At 69.3% G+C, this 21396-nt stretch carries 19 protein-coding genes; 5 read left to right on the forward strand and 14 right to left on the reverse strand.

The window, feature by feature from the left end:
- Nucleotides 1-6 precede the first annotated feature (6 nt).
- Nucleotides 7-771: an SDR family oxidoreductase gene (locus AC1D2O_RS24160; RefSeq protein ID WP_478158028.1), complete on the forward strand. Its 765-nt coding sequence runs from the start codon at nucleotides 7-9 to the stop codon at nucleotides 769-771.
- 1 nt (nucleotide 772) lies between these two features.
- Here the strand turns inward: AC1D2O_RS24160 and AC1D2O_RS24165 are convergent, their stop codons facing one another.
- The 10 genes from AC1D2O_RS24165 to AC1D2O_RS24210 all read right to left on the reverse strand — a co-directional run bounded on the left by AC1D2O_RS24165 (nucleotide 773) and on the right by AC1D2O_RS24210 (nucleotide 13135).
- On the reverse strand, nucleotides 773-1771 hold the full coding sequence (locus AC1D2O_RS24165; RefSeq protein ID WP_478158029.1) for an NADPH:quinone oxidoreductase family protein: 999 nt from the start codon (nucleotides 1769-1771) through the stop codon (nucleotides 773-775).
- Nucleotides 1772-1795: 24 nt separating this feature from the next.
- On the reverse strand, nucleotides 1796-2566 hold the full coding sequence (locus tag AC1D2O_RS24170) for a glucose 1-dehydrogenase (protein WP_478086148.1): 771 nt from the start codon (nucleotides 2564-2566) through the stop codon (nucleotides 1796-1798).
- Between the two features lie 21 nt (nucleotides 2567-2587).
- Entirely contained in the window at nucleotides 2588-3646 is a 1059-nt protein-coding gene (locus tag AC1D2O_RS24175; RefSeq protein WP_478086147.1) for a phosphotransferase family protein, read from the reverse strand.
- Nucleotides 3643-4872 (reverse strand): acyl-CoA dehydrogenase family protein, encoded by a 1230-nt coding sequence (locus tag AC1D2O_RS24180; protein WP_478086145.1) that lies wholly within the window; start codon nucleotides 4870-4872, stop codon nucleotides 3643-3645. Before AC1D2O_RS24180 ends, AC1D2O_RS24175 begins: the two co-directional genes overlap by 4 nt.
- A 13-nt stretch (nucleotides 4873-4885) precedes the next feature.
- A complete protein-coding gene (locus tag AC1D2O_RS24185) occupies nucleotides 4886-5497 on the reverse strand; it encodes a methyltransferase domain-containing protein (protein WP_478086144.1) in 612 nt (203 codons plus the stop codon).
- A gap of 1 nt (nucleotide 5498) precedes the next feature.
- Nucleotides 5499-7064 (reverse strand): acyl-CoA synthetase, encoded by a 1566-nt coding sequence (locus tag AC1D2O_RS24190; RefSeq protein ID WP_478086143.1) that lies wholly within the window; start codon nucleotides 7062-7064, stop codon nucleotides 5499-5501.
- Nucleotides 7049-7831 (reverse strand): enoyl-CoA hydratase/isomerase family protein, encoded by a 783-nt coding sequence (locus tag AC1D2O_RS24195; RefSeq protein WP_478086141.1) that lies wholly within the window; start codon nucleotides 7829-7831, stop codon nucleotides 7049-7051. Before AC1D2O_RS24195 ends, AC1D2O_RS24190 begins: the two co-directional genes overlap by 16 nt.
- 473 nt (nucleotides 7832-8304) lie before the next feature.
- The gene (locus AC1D2O_RS24200) at nucleotides 8305-10308 is read right to left on the reverse strand and encodes an acetyl/propionyl/methylcrotonyl-CoA carboxylase subunit alpha (protein ID WP_478158030.1); all 2004 of its coding nucleotides are present in this window, start codon (nucleotides 10306-10308) and stop codon (nucleotides 8305-8307) included.
- A gap of 42 nt (nucleotides 10309-10350) precedes the next feature.
- Nucleotides 10351-11505 (reverse strand): acyl-CoA dehydrogenase family protein, encoded by a 1155-nt coding sequence (locus AC1D2O_RS24205; protein ID WP_478086138.1) that lies wholly within the window; start codon nucleotides 11503-11505, stop codon nucleotides 10351-10353.
- Nucleotides 11506-11515: 10 nt separating this feature from the next.
- A complete protein-coding gene (locus AC1D2O_RS24210) occupies nucleotides 11516-13135 on the reverse strand; it encodes an acyl-CoA carboxylase subunit beta (RefSeq protein WP_478086137.1) in 1620 nt (539 codons plus the stop codon).
- A 209-nt stretch (nucleotides 13136-13344) separates the two neighbouring features.
- Between AC1D2O_RS24210 and AC1D2O_RS24215 the strand changes: the two genes are divergently transcribed.
- Complete coding sequence (locus AC1D2O_RS24215) at nucleotides 13345-15237, forward strand: acyl-CoA synthetase (RefSeq protein ID WP_478086136.1); 1893 nt, start codon at nucleotides 13345-13347, stop codon at nucleotides 15235-15237.
- 27 nt (nucleotides 15238-15264) lie between these two features.
- A complete protein-coding gene (locus AC1D2O_RS24220) occupies nucleotides 15265-16476 on the forward strand; it encodes a substrate-binding domain-containing protein (RefSeq protein ID WP_478086135.1) in 1212 nt (403 codons plus the stop codon).
- Nucleotides 16477-16635: 159 nt separating this feature from the next.
- On the opposite strand, the gene AC1D2O_RS24225 is transcribed toward AC1D2O_RS24220, so the two are convergent.
- From AC1D2O_RS24225 to AC1D2O_RS24235, 3 genes are read right to left on the reverse strand one after another with little or no spacing between them, the layout of a single operon-like run.
- Nucleotides 16636-17574 carry a phosphatidylglycerol lysyltransferase domain-containing protein gene (locus AC1D2O_RS24225; RefSeq protein ID WP_478086133.1) on the reverse strand — a complete coding sequence of 313 codons (939 nt, stop codon included), beginning with the start codon at nucleotides 17572-17574 and terminating at the stop codon, nucleotides 16636-16638.
- Nucleotides 17571-18380, reverse strand: a complete 810-nt coding sequence (locus tag AC1D2O_RS24230) for a TIGR03084 family metal-binding protein (RefSeq protein ID WP_478086131.1) — start codon at nucleotides 18378-18380, stop codon at nucleotides 17571-17573. The genes AC1D2O_RS24225 and AC1D2O_RS24230 overlap by 4 nt, the downstream gene beginning before the upstream one ends.
- Before the next feature lie 21 nt (nucleotides 18381-18401).
- Nucleotides 18402-19577: an acyl-CoA dehydrogenase family protein gene (locus AC1D2O_RS24235; protein WP_478086130.1), complete on the reverse strand. Its 1176-nt coding sequence runs from the start codon at nucleotides 19575-19577 to the stop codon at nucleotides 18402-18404.
- Between the two features lie 135 nt (nucleotides 19578-19712).
- Between AC1D2O_RS24235 and AC1D2O_RS24240 the strand changes: the two genes are divergently transcribed.
- Nucleotides 19713-20132 carry a DUF4189 domain-containing protein gene (locus AC1D2O_RS24240; RefSeq protein WP_478086128.1) on the forward strand — a complete coding sequence of 140 codons (420 nt, stop codon included), beginning with the start codon at nucleotides 19713-19715 and terminating at the stop codon, nucleotides 20130-20132.
- Between the two features lie 104 nt (nucleotides 20133-20236).
- The gene (locus tag AC1D2O_RS24245; RefSeq protein ID WP_478086126.1) at nucleotides 20237-20602 is read left to right on the forward strand and encodes a copper-binding protein; all 366 of its coding nucleotides are present in this window, start codon (nucleotides 20237-20239) and stop codon (nucleotides 20600-20602) included.
- Between the two features lie 67 nt (nucleotides 20603-20669).
- On the opposite strand, the gene AC1D2O_RS24250 is transcribed toward AC1D2O_RS24245, so the two are convergent.
- Nucleotides 20670-21245: a DUF2889 domain-containing protein gene (locus AC1D2O_RS24250; RefSeq protein WP_478086125.1), complete on the reverse strand. Its 576-nt coding sequence runs from the start codon at nucleotides 21243-21245 to the stop codon at nucleotides 20670-20672.
- Nucleotides 21246-21396: the final 151 nt, after the last annotated feature.

Consider the following 21396-nt stretch of genomic DNA (forward strand, 5'->3'; position numbering starts at 1 on the left):
GGACCGATGGAACTGAAGGACAAGGTGGTGGTCGTCACCGGCGGTGCCAGCGGCATCGGCGCCGCGATGGCCCGGCGCTTCGTGAGGGACGGCGCGCGCGCCGTGGTGATCGCGGACCGCCATGCTGCGCAGGCCGCGGAGCTGGCCGTCGCCATCGGGGGCCACGCGGCCGAAGTGGACGTCACGGTGGAGGCCGATCTGCGGCGCCTGATCGACGACTGCGAGGCCCGGCATGGCGCGATCGACCTGTTCTGCTCCAACGCCGGCATCACCGCCCACGGCGGCCCGGAGCTGCCCGACGCCGACTGGCAGCGCGTGATGGCGGTCAACCTGATGGCCCATGTGCACGCCGCCCGCGCGCTGCTGCCGCGCATGCTTGCGCGCGGCAGCGGCTACCTGCTGCAGACCGCCTCGGCCGCCGGGTTGCTGTCGCAGTTCGATGCGCCCTATGCGGTCAGCAAGCATGCGGCGGTGGCCTTCGCCGAATGGCTGTCGATCACCTACGGCGGGCGCGGCATTGGCGTCAGCTGCCTGTGCCCGGGCGGCGTCGACACGCCGCTGCTCGACGCCGAGACGCCGGAACGCCGCGCGCTGATGGCCGAAGGCATCGTGAGCGCCGATGCGGTCGCCGCAGCGGTGGTCGAGGGCCTGCGCGCGGAGCGCTTCCTGATCCTGCCGCAGCCCTTCATCCACGAGCAGATGCAGCGCAAGACCACCGACACCGACCGCTGGCTGCGCGGCATGCGGCGCTGGCAGAGCGGGCTGGACTGACTCAGGCGATCGACGCCCGCCCCAGCGCGGTGCTCAGCATGATCTTCCCGGTCGCCCGCCGGTCGGCCACCAGCCGCAGCGCCTCGGCCGCGCGCTCCAGCGGATAGCGCCCGGTGATCACCGGCCGGATGCGGCCCTCGGCCAGCCAGCCCAGAAGCTCCTGCATCAGTTGGTCGTAGCGCTTCGGCTCGGCCTGGGCGAAGCCGCCGTAGAACACGCCGACGATCGCGCAGCCCTTGAGCAGCGCCAGGTTGAGCGGCGGCCGCGGGATCTCGCCGGTGGTGAAGCCGATCACCAGGTAGCGGCCCTTCCAGGCCATGCTGCGCAGCGCCGGCTCCGTGTACTGGCCGCCGACGGGGTCGTAGACCACGTCGACGCCGCGCCCGCCCGTGATCGCCTTGAGCCGCTCGCGCAGGTCTTCGCTGGCGTAGTTGATCGTCTCGTCGGCGCCGGCCTGCCGGCACAGGGCGAGCTTTTCGTCGGAGGACGCGGCGGCGATCACGCGCGCGCCCATCAGCTTGCCCAGTTCGATCGCCGAGATGCCGGTGCCACCGGCCGCGCCGAGTACCAGCAGCGTCTCGCCGGGCCGGATGTCGGCGCGCTCCTTGAGCGCATAGTGCGAGGTGCCGTAGGTGATGACCAGCGCCGCGGCCGCTTCCATCGCGATGCCGGCCGGCAGCCGCACCAGCTTGCGCGCGTCGGTCAGCACCTCCTCGGCATAGCCGCCCCAGCCGCAGACCGCGATCACGCGGTCGCCCTCGGCGAAGCCCGCGACACCCGGCCCCACCGCCTTGACCGTGCCCGCCACCTCGCCGCCCGGCGAGAAAGGCAGCGCCGGCTTGAACTGGTATTTGTTCTCGATGATCAGCGTGTCCGGGAAATTGACCGCGCTGGCGTGCACCGACACCAGCACCTCGCCGTCGCCAGGCGCCGGCGACGCGACTTCTTCGAGCACCAGCGATTCCGGCGGACCGTGGCGCTTGGCGAGCACTGCTTTCATGGGAGGGTTCCTTGGAGGTGGGATTCAGATCATCGAGATCGACATGCCGCCGTCGACCGCCAGGCTGGCGCCGGTGACGAAGGCGCCGGCCGGCGAACTCAGGTAGAGCACGGCATAGCCGATCTCCTCGGGCAGGCCGAGCCGCTGCACGGGCGTCTTCTTCAGGATGCGTTCGCGCGCGTCGCCGTCGAAGGCCTGCGCCAGCCGCGTGTCGATGACACCCGGCAGCACGGTGTTGGCACGGATGCCGAATTCGCCGTATTCGAGCGCGAAGACCCGGCTCATGCCGAGCAGCGCGGTCTTGAGCGTGCCGTAGAGGCCGAGCATCTTCTCCGGATGCCAGGCCGACAGCGAGGAGATGTTGACGATGCTGCCGCCGCCGCGCGGCTTCATCAGCTTGGTCGCTTCCACCGAGAGGTACCAGTAGCCCCGCAGGTTGACCTCCACGGTCTTCATGAAGAGCGCGGGATCGGTGTCGTCGATGCTGCGCCAGGGGCTCAGCACCGCGTTGTTGACCAGAATGTCGAGGCCGCCGTGGGTCGCCGCCAGATGCGCAGCCATCGCCGCAATGTCTTCCATGCGGCCGATGTGACAGGCGCGCGCTTCGGCGCTCAGGCCCTCGTCGCGCAACGCCTGCGCGACCTCCTCGCATTCGTCGGGCTTGCGGCTGCTGACCAGCACGTGCGCACCAGCCTGGGCCAGCACGCGGGCCGTGGCGGCGCCGATGCCGTGCGTGGAGCCGGTGATCAGCGCGACCTTGCCGTGCAGGTCGAAGGGGGTGGTGGGAGCGGCCATTGGCATTCCTTTGCTTGGGGTTCAGTCCGGACCGTCGAGGATGTCGAGCCCGACACGCGCGAACACCGCCATGGTGTTGCCGAAGTGCAGCGCACTCTCGGCCACCGCGGTGCCCAGCGCGGCGCGACGGCGCAGGCCGGCCGACATCGCGGCCTGGCGGAACATCGCGAAGGCCTTGAAGAAGCGCAGGTCGGCCACGGGGCTCTCGCCCATGGCGCGGAAGTAGTGTTCGCGCAGTTCTGTCTCGCTCGGCAGGCCCTGCGCCGCGCGGTCGACGCCCGCCAGTCCGGGCAGCAGGTAGTCGGCGGGCAGCGACTGCACCGCGAGGAACTGGCCCAGGTCGGCCAGCGGATGACCGAGGGTCGACAGCTCCCAGTCGAGCACGGCGACAACGCGCGGATCGCGCGGATCGCCCGCGTCACCGGGCGCGAACATCAGGTTGTCGAGCCGCGAGTCGCCGTGCAGCAGCACCACCGGATGCTCGCCATGCGGCATCGTGCGTTCGAGCGCGGCGATCAGGCGCTCCATCTCGGGGTCGCCCTCGGGCATCGCGGTGCGGTACTGCTGGCACCAGCGATGGAACTGGCGCTCGAAATAGTTGCCCGGCCGGCCGAAGTCGGCGAGACCCAGCGCATCGATGTCGGTGCGATGGATCGCGGCCAGCGAGTCGATGGCCGCCCCATAGACCGCACGGCGGCGCCCAATCGGCAGTTCGGGCAGCGCCACGTGCCGATGCACCACGCCCTCGATGAAATCCATCAGGTAGAACTGCACCCCGGCCACGCCGAGGTCGTTGCACAGCATATGGATGCGCGGCACCGGCACCGCGCCGCCATGCAGCGCCGTCAGCAACCGGCATTCGCGGTCCAGCGCATGGGCCGACTTGAGCAGCTCGCCGGCCGGCTGGGTGCGCAGGATGTAGCGGCCGCTGTCCGCCTGCAGCAGCCAGATCGGGTTCGAGTTGCCGCCGACCAGCCGCTCGGCCCCCCGCAGCCCGTGAAAGACCGGCACCTGCCGCTGCAACCAGGCGCCGAGGCGGCCGAGGTCCAGCGGCGGCGTGCCGACCACCGCGGCGTTCATCGCGGCCCGGTCGCGGCCGCCGCGCCGTGGCGCTGCAGCAGTTGCTTGCCGACCGCCGACAGGTGCACCTGGTCCGGCCCGTCGCCGATCCGGATGAAACGTGCGTAGACGTAGGCGCGCGGCAGGAAGGTGTCCTGCGACACGCCGGCGCCGCCGAAGACCTGGATCGCGCGATCGATCACGCGTGCCGCCATGCTCGGCACCACGATCTTGGCCGCGGCGATCAGGTCGCGCGCCGCCTTGTTTCCCTCGCGGTCCATCTTGTCGGCCGCCTTCAGGGTCAGCAGCCGGGCCTGCTCGATCTCGCAGAACGAATGCGCGATGTCCTCGCGCACCGACCCCTGCTCGCCCAGCGTCCTGCCGAAGGCGACGCGCGTGCTGGCACGCTGGCACATGAGCTCGAGCGCGCGCTGGGCGCAGCCGATCAGACGCATGCAGTGGTGGATGCGTCCGGGTCCGAGCCGGCCCTGGGCGATCTCGAAGCCGCGGCCCTCGCCGAGCAGGATGTTGGCGGCCGGCACCCTCACGTTGTCGTAGACGATCTCGGGGTGGCCGACCGGCGCATCGTCGTAGCCGAAGGTCGTCAGGTCGCGCACGACGCGCACGCCCGGCGTGGCCTTGGGCACCAGGATCATCGACTGCTGCTTGTGCCGTTCGAGATGATCGGGCGCGGACTTGCCCATCACGATCAGCAGCGTGCAGTCCTCGTTGAGCGCGCCCGAGGTGAACCACTTGCGGCCGTTGATGACGTAGTCGTCGCCGTCGCGCCGGATCTCGCACTGGATGTTGGTCGCGTCGCTCGACGCCACCGCCGGCTCGGTCATCGAGAAGGCCGAGCGGATCGTGCCGGCCATCAGCGGCGCCAGCCATTGCGCCTGCTGGGCCTCGGTGCCGTAGTGGGCCAGCACCTCCATGTTGCCGGTGTCGGGCGCCGAGCAGTTGAAGATCTCGGGCGCCCACAGCACCCGGCCCATGATCTCCTTGACCGGCGCGTACTCGAGATTGCTCAAGCCGCTGCCGTGCGCGCCCGAAAGAAACAGGTTCCACAACCCGGCCTCGCGCGCCTTGGCCTTGAGCGCCTGCAGCACCTGCGGCGTGCGGTACGGATGGCCGCTCTCGCGCACCTCGTCGTAATAGGCGTTCTCGACCGGGTAGACATGCTGCTGCATGAAGTCGCCGACGCGCTGCTGCAGCGACAGCGAGCGCGCGGAGTGGGTGAAGTCCATGGGATGTGCGTCCTCAGAGGCGGGTCAGGACCAGCGCCAGTTCATGCGCGCCGAGCGGGTGCACGACGCGCTCGTAGGGCGGCTTGGGCCAGCTCCAGCGGGTTGATGGAAACAGCGCGCGCATCGCGTGGATGTCGCAGTGGTACGGTGGCCCGGTGACGAAGCCGTCGGCGGCACCGGCGGCCGGCGCCTGCATGAAGAGCGCCAGCAGCCGGCCACCAGGGCGCAGCCAGGCGTGCAGCTGCGCCGCATAGGCGGTCCAGTGGTCGGGGTGCAGCGCGCACAGGCAGGTCTGCTCGTAGATGGCATCGGCCGGCCGGGGCGGCGACCATTGCAGCACGTCGGCCTCGATCACCTCGGCCTGAAGACCGCGGCCGGCGAGCAGCTGCGTGCTGCGGGCCACCGCGGCGGACGCGTAGTCGAGGCCGGTCACGACGACGCCGGCCGCCGCCAGTTCGGCCAGTTCCCATCCGCTGCCGCAGCCGGGCACCAGCACGGTCGAGCCGGGCACGAAGACGCCCTGGTCGCGCCAGCGCAGCAGTTGCGGGCTGACGGCACCACGGTCCCACGGCGTGGTGCCGGTCTCGAAGCGGGCTTGCCAGAAGGCGGCATCGGGGCCGGCCATGTCAAGCTCCCGCTTTCGGCTGGCGCAGCTTTGCCTTCAGGACCTTTCCGGTCGGGTTCCGCGGCAACGCATCGACCAGCCGCAGCTCGCGCGGCAGCTTGTAGCGCGCGAGACGGGATTCGGCGAAGGCCTGCAAGCCTTCGAGCGTGATGGCCCTGCCCGGCTTGGCCGCGACCACCGCCACCACGCGTTCGCCCCAGCGCTCGTCGGGCGCGCCGATCACGGCCACTTCGGCGATGTCAGGATGGTCGTAGAGCACGCTCTCGACCTCGGCCGGGTAGATGTTCTCGCCGCCGCTGATCACCATGTCCTTGAGCCGGTCGCAAATGAACAGGAAGCCCTCGGCGTCGCGATAGCCGACGTCGCCGCTGCGGAACCAGCCGTCGCGCGTGAACACCGCCGCCGTCGCCTCGGGCTGCTTCCAGTAGCCGGCCATCACGTTGGCGCCGCGCACGCAGACCTCGCCCGCGGCGCCGGGCTCGGTGATCGGCTCGCCCACGGCGTCGATCAGGCGGATCTCGGTGAGCAGCGGCGGCGTGCCGCTGGAGCCGAGCTTGTCGGTCGCGCGGTCGGGGCTCAGGAAGGTGATCATCGAGGCCGTCTCGGTCATGCCGTAGCCCTGGTGCACCGGCACGCCGCGCGCGGCATAGAGGCGCAGCAGCGGCTCGGGCATCGGCGCGCCGCCCACGGCCACCAGCCGCAGCGAGCTCAGGTCGGCCTCGGCGAAGTCCGGGTGCTGGCTGATGAAGAGCAGCATCGCCGGCACCCCGAAACTGACCGTGACGCGGTGCTCGCGCACCGCCTGCAGCACCGCCGCGACCTCGAAGCCGCGCTGCAGCACCAGGTGCCCGCCCGCCAGCAGCGTGGAGAGGCTACCGCACAGCAGGCCGCCGACATGGAACATCGGCGCGAAGTTGAGCGTGACGTCGGTCGAGACCATGTCCCACAGCAGCATCTCGTTGAGGTTGTTGGCCCAGAAGTTCCCGTGCGTGAGCATCGCGCCCTTCGGGTGGCCGGTGGTGCCCGAGGTGTACATGATCACGGCCACCGTGTCGGCGGTGGCGGGCACCGCGGCGGGCGGCGCCGCGGCCTGTGCCATCAGCGCATCGGCCGACTCCCAGTCCGGCGCACCGCCCGCGCGATGGATGAATCGCTTGCAGGCCAGCGTGCCGCGTACGCCGTCGATCACCGGAAGATGCTCCTCGCCGACGACCAGCGTGTGAATGCCGGCGTCGCCGATGACATACGCCAGTTCAGGGCCGCTGAGCCGGAAGTTGAGCGGCACGAAGATGCCGCCGAGCCGGGAGGTCGCGAACATCACGACCACGAACATCGGATCGTTGAGGCCCAGGTAGCCGACCCGGTCGCCGGCCGCGACGCCGCCCGCGGCCAGCACGGCCGACATCGCTTCGATGCGCTGCTGCAGTTCGCCGTAGGTCCAGCGAACATCGTCGCAGCTCAGCGCCGGCCGCTTCGGCACACGCCCTGCACGGCGGGCCAGCCATTCGTGCAGGCCGACCGCGTGGGCGCTGCGGTCGGTCGGCGCGCCGGTCAGCGCCCGGTCCACGTCGGCCTCCGCTTTTCGTTGAACGAGGCCAGGCCCTCCTTGGCATCCTCGGTCATCGCGAGCAGTGCGATCTGGCTCTCTGTGTAGGCGATGCCCTCGTCGAAGGACATGGCCTCGAGCGCCCGCATCGCGTATTTGCCGCGGCGGATCGCGGTCGGAGACTTGTTGGCGAGACGGTCGATGAGCCACTGGGTCTTGGCGTCGAGTTCGGCGGCCGGAACCACGTGGTTGAGCAGGCCGGCTTCCTTCGCTTCGGCGGCATCGAAGGGTTCGCCCGACAGGCACCACTCTCGCACCGTGCGGCGCGGCGCGATGCGCTGCAGCAGGCTCAGCACCTGCATCGGGAACAGGCCGATCTTGACCTCGGGCAGGCCGAACTGCACATGGTCGGCAGCGATCGCCATGTCGGTCATGCAGAGCAGGCCCAGGCCACCGGCCATGCACACGCCGTTGATGCGCGCGATGCTCGGCAAGGTCGAGTTCTGCGCCTCGCGCAGCATGTCGGCGTAGTCGATGTTGGGCCGCGACAGGTCGAAGGCGAAGCCCGCGCCGGGCTGCAGGTCGCCACCGGCGCAAAAGGCCTTGTCGCCGGCGGCGGTGAGCACGATCACGCGCACCTCGGGGTCGGCGTGGGCTCTCCGATAGCCCTCGCGGATGCCTTCGATGACGTCCTTGTTGATCGCGTTGCGCTTGTCGGGGCGGTTGATGGTGATCCAGAAGGCTCTGTCGCGCTTCTCGTGGAGGACGGATGGGTCTTGTTCTGTCATTAAGGTCTCCTTGCTCTTTTGCATGGACGTTGGCGGCGATGGCGGGCGGTATGCCCCGGGCCGGCCGACGTCACCGGCCCTTCGGGCTTCCCTGCGCTGCTCGGCGGTGCCTCAACGGCCGGCCCGGGGCATACCGCCCGCCACCGCTGATACGTTGGGGTGCACAGTTCGCCTCGACGGTCTCGCTGCGAGCAGGCTTTCGACGTTAGAGACGCACATGCTGCTCGCACCCCCACGGAACCCGGCATGCGGTGCGGGACGGGCGATCCCCTCTGCGCCGCTGAGCAGCGCAGCCTTTCGCGGATCAGGGCTCGCGACTGTTTGAGTGGAGCGAAGCGGAGCGAGTTTGAGCGAGACCCCGCGAAAGGCGAGCAGCGCAAGGCAGCCCGAAGGGCCGGCGCAGTGGGGTCGACCGGCCCGTACCGCGTGCCGGGCGCCCTTCCAAGGAAAAGCAATCTCATCGGAGGACCACCTCACGCGGGCGCGGCCACGGCCACTTCGATCTCCGCCACCACCCGGCTCGCTGCCACCTGCTCCCCGTTGGACACATGAAGCGCCGTCAGCTTGCCAGCCACCGGCGCCGTATGCACATGCTCCATCTTCATCGCCTCCAGCGTGACGATCGGCTGCCCCGCCTGCACCATGTCGCCGACCGCCGCCAGCACCGCAACCACGCGGCCGTTCATCGAGGCGCGCAGTTTGCCGTCGCCGCCGGCTTCGCCCTGCCGCGCCGAGGCGGCACGGGTCTTGTCCTCGATGCGCAGCGCCAGTCCCCGGTACTGCAGCAGCAGGATCGCACCATCGCGGAACCATGTGGCCTGCTCCTGCAGGCCATCGCAGACGAAGCGGATCGTGTCGGTGCCGAGCGCGATCAAGTCGATCGCGAAGCTGCGATCCCCGAGCGCGACCTCGAAGTGATGCTGTCGCGGCAAGGTCACGCTGGCGTTCTGCGCCTTGCCGCCGACCGCGAAGCGCAGCGAGATCGGCAGGTTGTGCGACAAGCGCCGGCCCGCCGCGCGCTGCCGGCGCTCGCCCGTGGTTTCGTAGAGCAGCACGGCCGCCAGCGCCGCAGCACGCGCCTGCACGGCTTCATCAGGCGCCAGCAAGGCGTCCTGATGCTGGCCGATGAACGCGGTCGTGGCACCGCCCGCGGCGAACACCGGATGCGCGAGGCAACTGCGCAAAAAGGCCTGATTGGTCGTGACGCCCAGCGCCACCGCGTCCTCCAGCCCCGCCGCGAGCTTGCGCCGTGCCTCGTCGCGCGTGCGGCCATGGCTGATGATCTTGGCGATCATCGAGTCGTAGTACGGCGGGATCTCTGCGCCCGAGCGCAGCGCGTCCTCGACCCGCAATTGCGTCGGCATCTTCCACAGCGCCACCGTGCCGCTCTGCGGCATGAAGCCCTGGTCGGCATCCTCGGCGCACAAGCGCACCTCGATGGCATGGCCTTCGTAACGCACCTGCTCCTGAGTCAGCGGCAAGGGCTCGCCAGCCGCCACGCGCAGTTGCAGTTCGACCAGGTCCAGGCCGGTCACGGCCTCGGTCACCGGATGCTCGACCTGCAGCCGCGTGTTCATCTCCATGAAGTAGAAGTTGCCTTCACGGTCGAGCAGGAATTCGAGCGTGCCGGCACCTTCATAGCGGATCGCCTTCACCGCCGCCACCGCGGTCGCGCCCATGCGCTCGCGCAAGGCGGCATCGACCGCGGGTGACGGCGCCTCCTCGATCAACTTCTGGTGCCGGCGTTGCACCGAGCAATCGCGCTCGCCCAGGTGGATGGCGTTGCCATGGCGGTCGGCGAAGATCTGGATCTCGATGTGGCGCGGCTCGACGATCGCGCGTTCGAGGATCACCTCCGGGTCGCCGAAGGCGCTCTGCGCCTCCGAACGCGCACTGCGCAGCAGCTCCGGGAACTCCTTCGCCGAAGGCACCAGCCGCATGCCGCGGCCACCGCCGCCGGCCGTGGCCTTGATCATCACCGGGAAGCCGATGCGAGCGGCCTCGTCCGCCAGCCGCCCCTCCCCCTGGTCCTCGCCCTGATAGCCCGGGATGCAGGGCACGCCGGCCGCCTGCATCAGCGTCTTGGCGCCGGCCTTGTTGCCCATCGAGACGATCGCCTCGGCCGACGGCCCGATGAAGACCAGCCCGGCGTCCTTGCAGGCCTGCGCGAAGTCCTCGTTTTCGGCCAGGAAGCCATAGCCCGGATGCACCGCATCGGCACCGCTGAGTTTCGCCGCCTCGACGATGGCGGGGATGCGCAGATAGGACTGCGCCGGCAGCGGCTCGCCGATGCAGACCGCCTGGTCGGCCTCCTGCACATGGCGCGCGCCGGCGTCGGCGGTGGAATACACGGCCACCGTGCGGTAGCCCATGGCGCGCGCGCTGCGGATCACGCGCAGCGCGATCTCGCCGCGGTTGGCGACCAGGACCTTGTGGAAGGGCGTGGCGCTGGATGTCTGAACAGTCTTGGCAGTCATGAGAATGAATCCGGAAAGGTTTGCCGTCGGTCGGGCCTGCACTCAGGCCGGCTGGGGAAAGATGCCCATGAACTTGCTGAGGATCTGCAGCATCACCTCGTCGGCGCCGCCGCCGATCGAGGTCAGCCGGCCGTCGCGGAAGATGCGCGAGATCGGGCTCTCGTCCATGAAGCCCATGCCGCCCCAGAACTGCAGGCAGCTGTCGGCCACCTCGCGGATCACGCGGCCGGCCTTGAGCTTGGCCATGGTGGCGGTGCGGGTCGCGTCCTGGCCGGCCGTGACCTCGGCCACGCCCTGCCAGCAGATCGCGCGCAGACAGGCGACCTCGGTCTGCAGCTCGGCCAGCCGGTAGTGCACCCACTGGTTGTCGAGCACCGAGCGGCCGAAGGCCTGGCGGTCGCGGGTGTAGCCGATGGTGGTGTCGATCGCGCGCTGCGCCATGCCGGCGTTGTTGAGCGCGCCCCACAGCCGCTCGACCTGGAACTGCTCCATCTGGTAGATGAAGCCCATGCCCTCCTCGCCGATGCGATAACGCTGCGGCACCCGCACGTCGTCGAAATGCAGCTGGGCGGTGTCGGACGCATGCATGCCCATCTTGCGCAGCTTGCGCGCGACCGTCACGCCCTGGGTCTTCATCGGCACGATGATCAGCGACTTGTTGCGGTGCGCCGCGCCGTCCGAGGTGTTGGCCAGCACGCAGCAGAAGTCGGCCTGCGTGCCGTTGGTGGTCCACATCTTGCCGCCGTTGATGACGTAGTCGGCGCCGTCCTTGCGCGCGGTGGTCTTGATCGAGGCCACGTCGGAGCCGCTGCCGACCTCCGAGACGCCGAGGCAGGCCACGTACTCGCCGGTGATCGCGGGCGCCAGGAACTCGTCGCGCAGTTCCCTGCTGCCGCGATGCGCCAGCGCCGGCGTCGCCATGTCGGTCTGCACGCCGATGGCCATCGGGATGCCGCCGCAGTTCATGCGCGCGAGGCCTTCGGCCAGCACCGCGCCGTACGAATAGTCGAGCCCCGAGCCGCCGTTCTCGACCGGCTTGGTCAGGCCCAGCAGGCCGAGTTCGCCGAGGCGGCCGAAGACCTGGTGCGCCGGAAAGATCTCGTCGCGCTCCCATTCGTCGACATGGGGATTGACCTCGGTGTCGATGAAGCGGTTCAGCGTGTCGCGCAGAGCCTCGTGTTCGGGTGTCAGCTGCATGCCGTGAACCTCAGGGACGAGCTACGGAGAACTGCATCTTCTGCGGCTCGCGCAGCTCGGCGTCGCGGCAGATCGACAGCACCTTCGAGAGTACCGCGCGGGTGTCGCGCGGATCGATCACGCCGTCGTCGAGCAGCCGCGCGCTGGTGGTGAACACGCTCATCTGGCTGTCGAAGCGCTCGATGATGCGGCGCTCCATCTCGTCGAGCTTGGCCTGGTCGACCTCGCCCTTTCGCTTCATCGCTGCCTCGGTGACGATGACCATGGTCTTGGCGGCCTGCTCGCCGCCCATCACTGCAGTCTTGGCGTTGGGCCACGAGAAGCAGAAGCGCGGATGAAAGCCACGGCCGCACATGCCGTAGTTGCCGGCGCCGAAGGAGGCGCCGCAATAGATCGTGATCTGCGGCACGGTGGCGTTGGTCACGGCCTGGATCATCTTGGAGCCGTGCTTGATCATGCCGGCCTCCTCGTGGTCGCGCCCAACCATGAAGCCGGTGGTGTTGTTGAGGTAGAGGATCGGCGTCTTCGACTGGCAGCAGGCCTGGATGAAGTGCGTCGCCTTGGTGGCGCCGGCCGTGTCGATCGGCCCGTTGTTGGTGACGATGCCCAGCGGCAGGCCCTCGATCTTGATGTGGCCGACCACGGTGGCGCCGCCGTAGTTCTCGCCGAACTCCAGGAACTCGGAGTCGTCGGCGATGCGGGCGATGACCTGCTTCATGTCGACCGGGCGCTTGTGGTCCATCGGCATGATGCCGAGCAGTTCCTCGGCGTCGTGGCGCGGCGGCTTGAAGCGGCGCGGCGGCTCCGCGGGCAGGTCGCGGTTCCAGTCGATGTTGGCCATGATCTCGCGGGCGATCCGGATCGCGTCGCGGTCGTCCTCGGCCAGGTAGTCGCCGAGGCCCGAGATCGAGGTGTGCATCACGGCGCCGCCCAGCTCCTCTTCGGTGGCGATCTCGCCGGTCGCGGCCTTGAGCAGCGGCGGGCCCGCCAGGAAGGCCCTCGAGCGGCCCCGCACCATGACGATGTAGTCAGAGAGACCGGTCTGGTAGGCCCCGCCCGCGGTCGACGAGCCGTGCGTCACCGTGAGCACTGGCAGGCCAGCGGCCGAGATGCGCGCGAGGTTGCGGAACAGGTTGCCGCCGGTCACGAACTCCTCGACCTTGTAGGTCATGAGGTTGGCGCCCGCGCTCTCGACCAGTTGGATGTAGGGCAGCTTGTTCTCGAGCGCCAGTTCCTGCATGCGCAGCTGCTTGGGGATGCCCATCGGCTGCAACGCACCGGCATCGATACCCGAGTCGGAGGCGTTGACCATGACCCGCACGCCCGAGACCCAGCCGATGCCGCCGATCACGCCGCCGCCCGGCACGCTCTTCTCGAGGTCGGGGTTGTCCAGGCCGAGGCCGGCCAGCGACGAGATCTCGAGAAAGGGCGTGCCCGGGTCGAGCAGCAGCGACAAGCGCTCGCGCGGCAGCAGTTGGCCGCGCTTCTCGAAGCGCTCGCGCGACTTGGCCGAGGTGGCGACGCTGCGCCGCTCGCAGGCGTGCACGCGCTCGATCAGCGCAAGCATGCCGTCGCGGTTGGCCTTGAAGGCTTCGCTGCCGGGGGAGATGGTCGATTCGATGGTTGCCATGTGCGCTTTGCCCGCCGCGCTGGAGCGGGTCGATGGTGTGTATGTCCGGCAAGCTTAGGCATCGGCCACCACGCGGTCTTGCGCAAACTCGCTGCGCTGGAAACCCGGGAGGACGCCGCGGCGGGACTTTCAGCGCCTGGACGCAAGCGTTTCGCGCCCCCGCCCGCTAGCCTTGGCTCGCATCCACCGCCGGCCCGGCACCGCATCCCATGTCCATCCTCCCCCACCCCTCCGACCAGGGCGCCGCCCGCCTCCCGGTGCGCGGCAGCGCCGATCTGCTGGCACGCGAGGCCGTCCCGCTCGACGAGCGCTTCGCCGGCATCGATTCCACCCTGGACGTGTTCCGGCTCGCCGCGGCCGCCTGGCCCGATCGCCCGGCGCTGAGCTTCGTGCCGGACGGCAGTGCGGAGGCCGAGCCCGTCGACATCAGCTACGCGCAGCTGCACGAGCGCATCGTGCGCACCGCCAACCACCTGGCCTCGCTGGGCTTGCAGCGCGACGACTGCGTCGCCTACCTGCTGCCGAACCTGGCCGAGGCGCACTACTGCATCTGGGGCGCCCAGGCGGTCTGCCGGGTGGCGGCCGTCAATCACTTCCTGGAGCCGGCCCAGATCGCCGACCTGCTGAAGGCGATGGATGCCAAGGTGGTGATCACCGCCTCGGCCGCCGAATCGCCGGAACTGTGGGCGAAGATCGCGCCGGTTTTGGCCGCCCTGCCCGGCCTGCGCGAGACCCTGGTGGTCGGTGCCGCAGATCCGGCCGCGCTGCCACCCGGCGTCCACCGTTTCGACGACGCCCTGGCCACCCAGCCCGTCGAGCCGACCTTCACGCCGCCGCACGCCCCGGAGGCCCTCGCCGCCTGCTTCCACACCGGCGGCACCACCGGCACGCCGAAGATCGCGCAGCTCTCGCACCGTGCCCTGGTGGTCAACAGCTGGATGCTGGGCGAGATGTTCGACATCCGGCCCAGCGACGTGATCGTCTGCGGCCTGCCGCTGTTCCACGTCAACGGCGTGGTCGTCACCGGCCTCGCACCCTTCATGCACGGGGCGCGCGTGCTGCTCGCGGGCGGCGACGGCTTTCGCAATCCGAAGCTGATCGCAGGCTTCTGGCGGTTGGTCGAGCGCTACCGCGTCACCACCTTCTCGGGCGTGCCGACGGTGTACGCGGCGCTGCTCAACGTGCCGATCGCAGGCGCCGACGTGTCGTCGCTGCGCTTTGGCATCTGCGGCGCGGCACCGATGCCGGTCGAGATGTTCCGGCGCTTCGAGCAGGCCACCGGCATCCGCCTGCTCGAGGGCTTCGGCATGACCGAGACCACCGCCTGCGCCTCGGTGAACCCGCGCGACGGCGAACGCCGCGTCGGCTCGATCGGCCTCCCGGTGCCCTACGGCCGCATGAAGACCGTGATCCTCGACGAGCGCGGCAGCTGTCTTCGCGATGCCGAAACCGACGAGATCGGCGTGGTCGCGATCCAGGGGCCGCACCTGACGCCCGGCTACCGCGACCCGCGGCACGACGCCGGCCTGTGGCTGCCGGGCGGCTGGCTCAACTCGGGCGACCTCGGGCGGCGCGATGCCGACGGCTACTTCTGGCTGGTCGGCCGCGCCAAGGACCTGATCATCCGCGGTGGCCACAACATCGACCCTTCGATGATCGAGGAAGCGCTGGCGAAGCATCCCGAGGTCGAGCTGGTGGCCGCGGTCGGCCGCCCCGATGCCTATGCCGGCGAGCTGCCCGTGGCCTACGTCAAGCTGCGCCAGGGCGCGCGCGCTGACGCGGAAGAACTCAAGGCCTTCGCCAAGGCCCACGTCACCGAACGCGCCGCCGCGCCGAACTGGGTCGAGTGCATCGACACCATGCCGGTCACCGCGGTCGGCAAGATCTTCAAACCCACGCTGCGCAAGCACGCCATCGCGCGCACCCTGCGCGAGCTGTTCGCCGCCGGCGACCTGCAGCACGCCGGCATCGAGGTGCGCGACGACCGCACGCACGGCGTCGTCGCCGTGGTGGCGGTGGCCGACGAGGCCGCCCGCGCCCGCGTGGCCGAACTCAGCGCCGGACTCGCGCTGCAGGTGCAGAGCACCGTCGCGATCCGCTGATCCTTCATTCACCAGGAGACGACACGCATGATTTCGAGAAGAAGATTCAGCCAGGCGACCGCGGCCGGCCTGCTGCTGCCCGCCACGGGTGTCGCGCTCGCCCAGACCGGCGACATCAAGGTGGCGTTGATCGTCGCCAAGACCGGCCCCTTCGAGGCCTATGCCAAGCAGGACGAACTGGGCTTTCGCATGGGGCTGGAGTACCTCACGGGCGGCAGCATGGCGATCGATGGCCGCAAGGTGCAGATCATCGTCAAGGACGACCAGTTGCGGCCCGACCTGTCGAAGGCGCTGCTGGCCGAGGCCTATGCCGACGACAAGGTCGATATCGCGGTCGGCGCCGGCGGCTCGTCGGGCACGGTGGCGGCGCTGCCGATCGCCGAGGAGTACAAGAAGATCCTGATCGTCGAGCCGTCTGCGGCCGACTCGATCACCGGCGACAAGTGGAACCGCTACGTGTTCCGCGTCGCGCGCACCACCAGCCTCGACGCCACGGCCTCGGTGTCGGCCTTCGGCGGGCCGGTGACCGTGGCCTTCCTGGCGCAGGACAACGTGTTCGGCCGCGACAACGTCACGGCCTACAAGGAAGCCTTCGCCCGGCTCAACCCGCAGGCGAAGATGGGCCACGAGGAGTTCGTGCCGCAGGGCACCACCGACTTCACCGCACCGTTCCAGCGCGTTGCCGATTCGCTCAAGGGCACGAGCGGCCGCAAGGTGCTGGTGATCCCATGGGGCGGCGAGCACCCGATCCGCAAGCTGGCCGGCATGAACCCCGAGCGTTTCGGCATCGAGCTGTCCCCCGGTGGCTCGCTGTTGAGCGTGATGCAGACCTGGCGCGAGTTCGAGGGCCTTGAGGGCGGCACCTACTACCACTACAAGTTCCCGCGCAACAAGGCCAACGACTGGCTCGTGACCGAGCACATGAAGCGCTACAAGATGCCGCCGGACTTCTTCGTCTGCGGTGGCTTCTCGGCCGCCAGCGCGGTCGTGACCGCGATCCGCAAGGCGCGCTCGACCGATACCGAGAAACTGATCGCGGCGATGGAGGGCATGGACTTCGAGACGCCGAAGGGCACCATGACCTTTCGCCGGGAAGACCATCAGGCCATGATGCCGATGTACCACTTCAAGATGAAGAAGCGGGCGCAGCAGAGCGACGAGTGGGACATCCTCGAACTGGTGCGCGAGATCCCGGCGTCGGAGATCAAGCTGCCGATACGCAACAAGCGCACAGGGTAACCGGCCTCGCGTACGGTGCGCGTCGGCGGCCCCCTTCGAGGCGCCGCTGGGGCCGCTGCGACGCCGATCAGTTCGATCTCGCACCTAGCGAGATCGGCTCGATGCTGCTGGTCATCAACGACGCGTTTGGCGAGCGTGCGCAGAAGGTCGACTCGGCCATCAAGTCGGTGCTCCAGGCTTGCGGACCGCCCGAGCGGACTCTGGGTCCGCGAACTCCCGGCTGAGCCGGTTGGCCCGGAGACTCACCCGCAGTTTCGGGATCAGCGCCGCAGGGCCATACGACCGCTTGCTGCGACGAAACCCCGCCATCCCCATGTCCTGCTCGAAATTGAGCCAGGCCACCGGGCGCGCGAAACTGCGGCAGAAGTGCTGGAACATGTACGGGTAGATGCCGACATGGCTGTCCAGCCCCTTGGCGAAGCGCATCGCGAACACGCCGGGCTGCAGTTCCTGCGCCAGCACGAAGCCCAGCGGCTGCTCGCCCGCGAAATGAACGAAGCCTTCGAGGCCGAAGGCCGCCGCGTCGGCGATGGCGTCGAGGCAGGCGGACTCGTCGGCCTCGCCCCGTGCCTTGCTCTTTTGTTCCATCCATTCCCGCAGCACCTGCCGCGCGGCATCGCTCGTGTCGGCGCTGAACGGCAGGCCGTGCGGCGTGCAGGTGGCCAGCAACTGGCGCACCTGATTGCGCTTCTTCGCCAGCGTCCGGCCGGGATACCCGGCGAACTGCCGGGCGTCGAAGAGGTAGTCCGCATCGTCGGGCGAACTCCACTGGCGAAACTCCGCTGGCGGGAGCCTTGCGGCCTGGGCCTGCGGAATCGGGTACAGGCAGTCGTGGCCTTCGAGCAACTGGCGCAGCACATCGAGCGGCGCGTCGTGCACCGTGAACAGCGGCATCAGGTGCCGCGCGCCGTCGTAGGCGCGACCCGAGATGCAGGGCCAGTCGCCGGGCAGGTAACGGTAGTCATGCACCTCCCGAAAAAGATAGAGATTCGAGAAGGCATGGTCCGACAGGCACTGCTCGGCGCTTCCTTCACGCAGCCTGGACAGTGCATCTTCGATCGGCCGCCGCAGCGCCAGCGTGAGCGGCAACCCGCTCATGCAGCCGCGCGGGCCACCTGGCGCACGCCCGGCGCAGGCGCATCGGCCGGCGGCCCGGCGAAGCACTGCGCGATCGATAGCCACTCGCGGGCCGAGCCGTTGCTGTAACGCAGCCTGGTGTCGGCCAGGTTGCGCCGCTGCGTCACGAGCAGGCAGAAATCGATCGCGCTGCCGAGCACGAATTCGGGCGAGGCGGGATCGCCCCAGTGCCAGGTGTCGTCCCCGGGCGCATCGAGCGAGATGAACGGGACCACCGCCGGCACCGGCAGCCTGCGGTTGACGAAAGTCCAGCCAAAGGTGGTGACGCCGATGTGGGCGATGTGCTTGAGCCGCGGCGTGCCGGCGCGCTCGCGGCCGACCACGTCCCACACGTCCTGCCCGTGCGCCCAGGTCTCCATGAGCCGCGCCGACGCGAACGAGCGCGCGCTCATGCTCGGCCCGTACCACGGCAGCCGCGCCTTGGGGTCGAGCGCGGCCAGCAGGTCGGCGAGCCGCGTCGCGATCGGCTCCCAGTGCGCGAGCAGACCGGCGCCGTCGAGGTGGCCGTACTTCTCGCGTGCGATCGCGCTGATCTCGCGGCCGGTGGCCAGCACCGCGGTCAATGCCGCGGTGTCGCGCGCAAAGGCCTCGGCGTCGGTGGCGGAGAGTGTCGCGGTCTGGTCGAAGTAGCAGAGGTGGGCGACCTCGTCCCAGGGCGTCCAGCCGTAGAAATCGCTCTTCAGGCGCCATTGAGCGGGCGTGAGGCTGCGGCAGATCTCGGCGAGTTCGCGGTACTCGGCGCGCAGGTCGTCGGCGGTGTCTTTCATCGTGAATCCTCGTGCTGCACTTCAAAGGCCCAGCTGCCGCGCCGCGAGATCCTTCATGACTTCCTCCGAGCCGCCGCCGATCATCATGACCTTGACCTCGCGGTAGATGCGCTCGCTCTGCGTGCCACGCATGTAGCCCATGCCGCCGAGCAGCTGCACCGCCTGGTCGGCGCAGAACTGCATCGCCTGCGTGGCCTGCACCTTGGCCAGGCAGACGCGCGCCACCAGCCGCGCCGGATCGGCCAGCTTGTGCTCGATGCGGTAGGCCAGGTCGTACACCAGCGTGCGCGAGGCGTCGATGCGCAGCGTCATGTCCATCAGCTTGTGCCGCACCACCTGGCGCTCCGACAGCGGCATGCCGAAGGAGATGCGCTGGCGGGTCCAGTCGACCGCCTCCTTCAGGCAGACCTCGGCGAAGCCGCAGGCCAGTGCCGACATGAACAGGCGCTCGGTGTTGAAGTTGTTCATGAAGGTCTTGAAGCCCTTGTTCTCGACGCCGACCAGGTTGGCGACCGGCACCCGGCAGTTGTCGAAGCGCAGGTGCGCGGTGTCGGAACTCCACCAGCCCATCTTCTTGAGCGCGGTGCGTTCGAGGCCCGGCGTGTCGCCATCGATCAGCAGCACCGAGATGCCGCCCGCGCCCTTGATCGCCGGATCGGTGCGCACCGCCGTGGTGATGAAGTCGGCCCGCATGCCCGAGGTGATGAAGGTCTTCTCGCCGTTGACGACGTAGTGGTCGCCGTCGCGCACCGCGGTGGTCTTGAGCGCGGCGACGTCGGAGCCGCCCGAGGGCTCGGTGACCGCCAGCGCGGCGATCTTCTCGCCAGCCAGCACCGGCGGGATCACGCGCTGCTTGAGTTCCTCGCTGCCGGCATGGAGGATCGGCGGCAGCGCGATGCTGTGCGAATTCAGCGAGGCCTGGAGACCGCCCCCGCCGCAGCGCGCGAATTCCTCGGCCACGATGAGCTGGAAGAACACGTCGGCCGGCGTTCCGCCATAGGCCTCCGGATAGCCCAGACCCTGCACGCCGAGCGAAGCCGCCCGCGCATAGAGCTCGCGCGGGAAGGTTTCGGCCTCGTCCCATTCGGCGACGAAGGGCGTGATCTCGCGCGAGATGAACTCGCGCAGGCTGGCGCGGAACTGCTCGTGCTCGGGCGTGAAATAGAAGGGCAGCGGCGGCGCCTCGAGAAATTCCATGGGTATCTCCTGTCTGGTCCGAGGCTAGCGACGCAGGATGCCCAGGTCTTGCGCCGACTGGCTGCTTCGCAGCAAGGCAAAATCAACGGCTCTCCCGTATCTACCGTGGCCCGCTGCCCCTGCGGCCCTTCCGAAATGAGCTTTCAATCACGCGCTGCCCGCATGTTCGGCGCGCGCACGCTGCTGCTGTGCTGCGGCCTGTCCGGCATCATGGTCGGCCCGGCCCATGCCGACCCTGTCCAAGGCCCGAGCTGGGGAGCGATCGCGTCCAGGGACGGGTGGTACGGCTACTCGTTCAACCACCGTTCCCGCAGCGCCGCGGAAGCCGCGGCACGCGCCCAATGCGATCGCGCGGCGGGGCGCTCGGGCACCTGTGTCGTCCGCGGATCCTTCGATCGCTCCTGCGGCGCGCTCGCGACCGGAAACTATGGCGAATGGGGCACGGCCAGCGCCGCTTCGGCGGACGCTGCGGGCAAGGCGGCTGCCGGACAGTGCGACAGTCACCTGCCCACCCAGCCTTGCAAGGTGGTCGTCAGCGTCTGCTCGCCGCCCTGAGCGCCATCGGGCAAGCCCGGATTCAGGCAGCAGCGATCGACAACGGCCTGCGCTTGGGCAGAATGCGGACGCTACCGTCGCCACACAGCCCGAGGAGTGAATGCATGTCGACTGCACTGCGCAACATGGTCGTGGCCGGGATGAGCGCCATCGTGATGGGCGGCGCCTTGGCCCAGGTCGAACGGCGTCCGGTGGAGCCCGCGAGCGCGGCGGAGCCGGTGTTCACGCGTGCGCGCGTCAGGTCATTCCACGAGGAGCCCGGCGGCAAGTTCTATGTCCGCTTGAAGCTGCTGCCCAGGGCCAAGATTCCGTTTTCGACGCAGACCTTCAGGGTGACGGACCGCGCGTTGCTGACTGGCATTCAGGAGGGCGCGTGGGTCAAGTTCACGTCCAGGCACATCGACGGCGAGAACACGGTGACATCGATCCAGGCCGTTGCGGAGTGCGTCCGCTTTCAGCAGTGCGACTGACGTTCCTGCGCTTTCGCATCGCCCGACCGTTGGAGCCCGCGGTTGCGACGTCGGCGCACCTTGGCGCTCAATCCGCGATGCTGGAGCCTTCCGGCACGTCGTCGGCTCCCGCCCGGTACCAGCGCGGGTAGAACAACGCCACCTGCGGCCCGTCGGACGCCAGCGCATGGCAGCCGTCGAGCTGGAAGGGCTTCTGCGTCTCGGACACCGCGAGGTCCGCGCCGACCAGCGTCTGGAGCACGCCGGTGCTCAGGGTGCGCAACAGCTCCGACATGTGGGTGCAGCCGCGCAGGCCGCCGAACAGGCGCGCCGCGGCCCGGTTGAAGCCCGGGCCCACGCGCAGTCCGATCAGTGCCGCATAGTCGGGGGCGATCGCGCCGCAGACCTCGTCGAACGGCGCCGCATCGGTGGCGGCCGCCACATCGACGATCAGTGCAGTGTCATCGACCGTGAGCCGCAGCCACATCGAGTGGATCGGCGCGCCGCCACGCCGCTCGCCACCGGGAAAACGGAAGTCGTGGTTTCGGATGTCCTCCAGATGGCCTTCGACGTCCCAGAGGCCGTCGGCACGGCGAAAGCCGCGGATCGTGATGGTGCGGCCGTGCACCTCGGTGCGTTCGGCGGAAGATGGTGGCAATGGCATGGCAGTAGCGTCAATGATGCCATCAGCGGGCCATCCGCATCTTGCGCGCAACGGCCGGGCCCCGACAGCGAGTTCGCGCAAGCCTTGCGCGGGGCGGATCGCTAATCTCCTTTTTCTCGTTGACATCCCGCCGATACAGAGGAGCGAACCG

It is taken from the genome of Variovorax sp. P1_G12, from assembly GCF_056405555.1.